At 65.3% G+C, this 5,009-nt stretch carries 5 protein-coding genes; 1 reads left to right on the plus strand and 4 read right to left on the minus strand.

The genetic code is table 11. From position 1 onward, the window contains the following. Positions 1 to 180 (plus strand): hypothetical protein (locus QJT78_RS48275; RefSeq protein ID WP_281460756.1); only part of this gene is annotated, 180 nt, incomplete at its 5' end. Between the two features lie 2 nt (positions 181 to 182). Here the strand turns inward: QJT78_RS48275 and QJT78_RS48280 are convergent. From QJT78_RS48280 to QJT78_RS48295, 4 genes are read right to left on the minus strand one after another with little or no spacing between them, the layout of a single operon-like run. Next, positions 183 to 815 (minus strand): hypothetical protein, encoded by a 633-nt coding sequence (locus QJT78_RS48280; protein ID WP_157790566.1) that lies wholly within the window; start codon positions 813 to 815, stop codon positions 183 to 185. A 59-nt stretch (positions 816 to 874) separates the two neighbouring features. Further along, positions 875 to 1,261, minus strand: a complete 387-nt coding sequence (locus QJT78_RS48285) for a nuclear transport factor 2 family protein (RefSeq protein WP_028152509.1) — start codon at positions 1,259 to 1,261, stop codon at positions 875 to 877. Between the two features lie 31 nt (positions 1,262 to 1,292). Continuing rightward, entirely contained in the window at positions 1,293 to 2,147 is an 855-nt protein-coding gene (locus tag QJT78_RS48290; protein WP_028152510.1) for an SDR family NAD(P)-dependent oxidoreductase, read from the minus strand. Between the two features lie 47 nt (positions 2,148 to 2,194). Continuing rightward, on the minus strand, positions 2,195 to 4,540 hold the full coding sequence (locus tag QJT78_RS48295) for an adenylate/guanylate cyclase domain-containing protein (RefSeq protein ID WP_080586903.1): 2,346 nt from the start codon (positions 4,538 to 4,540) through the stop codon (positions 2,195 to 2,197). Positions 4,541 to 5,009 lie beyond the last annotated feature (469 nt).

Consider the following 5,009-nt stretch of genomic DNA (forward strand, 5'->3'; position numbering starts at 1 on the left):
GCACGCCTCAAGCACCTTGCGATCTTTCCTCGAAAGGTGGACTTCTCTTGCTTCGGGTATCATCCCGACCTTGAATCACGACTCACGTTCCAAGAAAAGTGGGTACTAGGCTGTAAGTTAAGTGCCGCAACCGGTGAGTTTGAGCGCGATTCAGTTAGCGCAGTGCAGCGACATATCTGAAGTTAGAGTAGACCAGAAAATAGCTGATCGACTCCAAAACGACGCGACCGATCCAGAGCCGACATCGAAATAACCGTAAGATTTCCAGGAAGATCCCTCTCGCTGATCTGCACTAAACATAGAACCATCGAAGCGAGCGCTTGCATCGCAGGATCCAGGACCGATGCTGTCTGAGTGGGCTGTCGCTTCCCGTGCGACTTCGCAAACTGGTGTCTTCGTGCGAGCCAGCTGCTGTAGAAGGTCGCAGGATCGGCCTCGTTAAGCGGCGCGCGCTTGCGATAACGCTCGACAAAGTCGGGATTGGCCGCGCCCATCTCAAGTCGTCTTCCAGCGTCGAGTGTGCGTCCAGATTGCAAGAAGAGCGGGAGGTTCGACCTGCGCGCTCGGATATCGTGCGCCAGATTCTCGTCGCCCGTATGCATCAGGTGACGATAAGTCAGCTTGAGCTTGTCGACTCTCGGTGACGAGATGGCGATAGAGATCTCCGGCCTCGTTCCCTTCGACCAGCCCGCCAACGGAGCCGACGGCGAAATGCGAAATCCTGTCCGCTGCGCGCCGATTTCGCTCGCGACAGCCGTGGCCACCTCGAGGCCAAAGCGAACCCGGTTCTCGATCGCTGCCCATCTGGACGACAAGACCTGATCGCGCTGCCGCCTTGGTGCCCCTCTTGGGCGTCCATCGCGATTGAGGAGAGTCACATGGGCGAGTTGACGCTCCACGTATGCGCCTTGATGCGCAGGGCGGCGCCCTCCTTCTCGGCGACGAGCAGGAAGTTGCCGCTGATGTCCATCGTCTCCTTCGCGTCGGGTACGTTGATATTGCCGGTCCAGGTGCCCTGCTCCCAAACCACGTCTCCCTCGGTCGAGCAGCTTCCTCCGTCGTGAATCTCGAGGTGGTTCCAGATCTTCATCGCGCCCTCGGCCCACATCTCGATGCCCGCGCGTCCGGTCACGCTCGGTTGTCCGGCGGGAATGAGAACGGCATCTTCGGAAAACAAGGCCGCCCAGCGACGGGGGTCATGGCCGTTGACGGTTTCGACAAACTTGGCGTTCAAGTCGGTAAATGCTTCGGAAAAACCCATAGTCGCCTCCAGTGTTGAGACTTGCGGGTAATCAGGCGCGCGCGGCGATCGCCTCCGGAGGCGCGGTTTCGAGGAGCGCCGCCTTGTCGAAGGCGGCTAGGATCCGGTCGAAGCGGCCGGCGATGACGTCGCGCAGTTCCGGATGCGTCAGGATGTAGAGGTCGTTGTCCACGATCCCGGCCAGCACGCGCTCGGCCACGAACGCCGGATCAATTCCGGCGGCGACAAGGGTAGCCATCTGAGGGTTAGCGGGCTCGTCGGACGGTCCGCCGAAACGCGATGGCCGGTTGCGGACACTAGTGGCGATGCGGGTTCGCACGAACGCCGTACACAGCACGCTGACCCCGATCTTGGTGCCGGCCAGCTCGGCTGCGAGGGTCTCTGTCACGGAGATCACGCCGGCTTTGGTCGCATTGTGCGGGCCCGTCCCGGGTTGAGCAATCAGGCCAGCCAAGGACGCGGTGTTCACGATGTGGCCGCCTTCGCCATGCGCCTTGATGTGTGGCAGGAACGCCTGGATGCCATGGACGGAGCCCATGAGGTTGACGGCCGTGAGCCAGTTCCAGTCCGTCTCGACGATCGCCTCGAGGGGGCCGCCGATGCCGGCGCCGGCGTTGTTGCAGACGATGTGCACGTTGCCGAAGGCGGCGAACGCCTCGTCCGCCGCGTTCATCACGGAGACGGGGTCGGAGACGTCGCAGGCGACGGCCCGTGCATACGCTCCGCAGTCCGTCAGTTCCCGCAGGGCCGCCTCGAGCGGGTCCTCCTCAATGTCGGCGAGCATCACCTTCGCGCCCTTCGAGGCTAGGGCGCGGGCCAAGGCGAGGCCGATGCCGCTGGCGGCGCCGGTGACGAAGGCCGTCTTTCCGTCGAAGCTTTCGATCATTTCCCTTCTCCTCTCTGTGCTTGCTTTCTCCATCTGGTTCATCGGATTCAGGTGGACCACCACCATCCGCCGACCATGATGCGGTTCCTGAGCTCCACGGTTCGCGGGGCGCGCGGCGGGAGCGTCGCGACGAGTGCGAGCGCGCGTTTGAGGTGCGCCGCCGCCTCGACGTTGTTACTGGCCGCGGTGGCACGGCCGGAGGCCGCGATGTAGAGCTCGGCCGCCTTCTCGGTCTGGCCCGCTTCGGCGCAGTGACGGGCCAGCGTCTCCGGCTGGCGCTTCGGGACCTCCGGGAAGTCAGTTTCAAGCACCGCCGCGATGCGCCCATGCAACCGCTGGCGCCTGTCGCGCAGGATCGTGCCGTAGGCGGCGTCCTGCACCAGCGCGTGCTTGAAAGTGTATTCGGCGTCGGGCGGCGCGCCGCGCCGGAAGATCAGTTCGGCGCTTTCGAGTCGCTCCAGCGAGCGCTCCAGCACCGCCGGCGGCAGTTCCGCGACGGCGGCGACCAGCTCGTAGGAGAATTGCCGGCCGAGCGCTGCGCCCAGTTGGGCAAGATCGCGCGTCTCCGGCATCCGATCGAGACGGGCGAGCAGAGAGGCGAGCAGCGTCTCCGGAATCGCCGTCCGCCCAATCAGGGCGGTCGCGATATAGGCGTTGCCGGCCTTCCTGACCAGGCCGCTCTCAAGAACGGTCTTGGTCAGTTCCTCGACGAACAGCGGAACGCCGTCGGTGCGGTCTAGGATCTGGCCGGCAATCTCTCCCGGCAGCACCCGCCCGCCCGTGAGATGGGATATGATGGCCACGCACTGGTCGGGCGCCAGCCTGCCGAGGCCGAGCAGATCCACGTGAGCGCGGTCGCGCCATGCCGGACCGAATTCCGGGCGGAACGTGACGACGAGGAGGACCCGCAGGGCCGCGAGCCGGTCGACGAGGATGTCGAGCAGCGCGCGCGTGGTCGGATCGCTCCAGTGTGCGTCCTCGAATATCATGAGCACGGGCCGCCGCGCGGCAAGTCCCTCGACCAGCGTCAGCGGCGCTTCGAGCGTCTTCGCCTTACGCGCCCCCGGCGTCAGGTCGAGCGGCGGATAACGGTCGCCGATGGGGATGCCCAAGAGATCGGCCAAGAGCGGAGCGGTCTCGGCGATCCGGTCGGTCGCCTCCGCGATGACGTCTTCCAGCTTGGCGAGGCGTTCGCCGTCGGTGTCGGTCCGGCGGATGCCGGCCGCATGGTTCAACTGCGCGATCAGCGGGTGGAGCGCGCTGTCCTGATGATGCGGGGAGCAGAAGTAGCGCAGTCGCGCATGCGGCTCCTGGGCGGAGCGTTCAAGCAGGACCTGCGTCATGCGCGACTTGCCGACGCCGGCCTCTCCCGACAGCAGCACGACGCGGCCCTCTCCCGCCTTCGCCTGCTCCCAACGGCTCAGGAGCAGCGAGGTCTCGTCGTCGCGGCCGACGAGCGGCGTGCTGGCAGCACGCAGCGCCTCGAAACGGCTTTCGGCCGCGTCGCCGCCCAGCACTTGCCAGGCCCGCATGTCGCGGTCGAATCCCTTGAGCGCGACCGTGCCGAGATCGCGGTATTCGAATAGCCCGCCGGTCAGGTCGCGGGTGCCGGACGCGATGACCACGGCGCCGGGCTCGGCCAGCGCCTGCAGCCTGGCGGCGAGGTTCGGAGTCTCGCCGACGACCGCCTGCTCTTGCGCCGCGCCGGTGCCGAGCAGGTCGCCGACCACCACAAGACCGGTGGCGATCCCGACCCGGACCTCAAGCGGCGCTTCGGCGGGGGTCTCAAGACTCGGCACGGCTTCGACAAGGGCGAGGCCGGCGCGGACCGCGCGCTCGGCGTCGTGCTCGCTCGCCTGCGGATAACCGAAATAGGCCAGTACTCCGTCGCCCATGTATTTGGCGATGAAGCCACCCTCGCGTTCGATGGTCTCCGCGCAGCACTGGTGATAGGCGGCGACGACGGCGCGCAGGTCCTCGACGTCCAGCCTGGTCGACAGCGCGGTCGATCCGACCAGGTCGCAGAACATGATGGACAGATGACGGCGCTGGGCGTCGTCGCGCGCCGCCGGTGCGGTCGCCATCGGACGGGCGCCCGACGCGGCCGGCAGTTCGGCAATGGTCGCCAGCAACTTGCGCCGGTGACCGAGCGAGACGCCCAGCTCCTTCAGGTCGCGATCGGTGAGATGGCCGAGCACCGAGACGTCGATGTCGTTTTCGGCGAACCGCGTCGCGTATTCGGGCATCCCGACGGACGTCAGCCATTCGGCAATCGAAGTTGGTTGGGACATCTCGACCCCGCCCAAACGTGCCGGGTTAGCGCGCCACTTTAGCAAAACCGTCAAAAATAGCCACTTGTCCGCCGGATGGTGCGCCCTCCAACTGCCGATCATGGCGTCGTTTTTCTAGCGCGCTTTTCGCCGCGATTGGCCCCTTAGCGGAGGCCGCGTCGTCCTTGTAAGCTTCTGATTGGCAATCTGTTTCTATTGCGCGGCGGGTGTCGGCCAGGAAGCTGCTATCGTGTTGACGGAAAACGGGGGCTCCGCGGGATGATCCCGGCGGTGTTTCCCTCGAACTCGGCCGCCTGACTTTTGTCGGCGGCGCAGGCTTCGACGCGCACGCACAATAGTTCCCGGTGCGCAAGTTTTTGACCGCCAAAAATCAGCGAAGGCCCGGCATCGCTGCCGAGTCTCCGTACTGTTGGGCTTTGAGTGTCGGACTTAGAAGTCCATACCCCCCATACCACCCATCCTGTCAATCGGCGTTTGACTGGGACCCCCTATCGGCCTCCAAAAGGGACCCCTTTGATCGGCGTGCTCTGCTGGTAGCGCTCGGGTCGTCGGAGCTGGTCGGGGTTGCGGA

It is taken from the genome of Bradyrhizobium sp. Mp27 (assembly GCF_029953005.1).
In the GTDB taxonomy this organism is placed as follows: Bacteria; Pseudomonadota; Alphaproteobacteria; order Rhizobiales; family Xanthobacteraceae; genus Bradyrhizobium; species Bradyrhizobium barranii.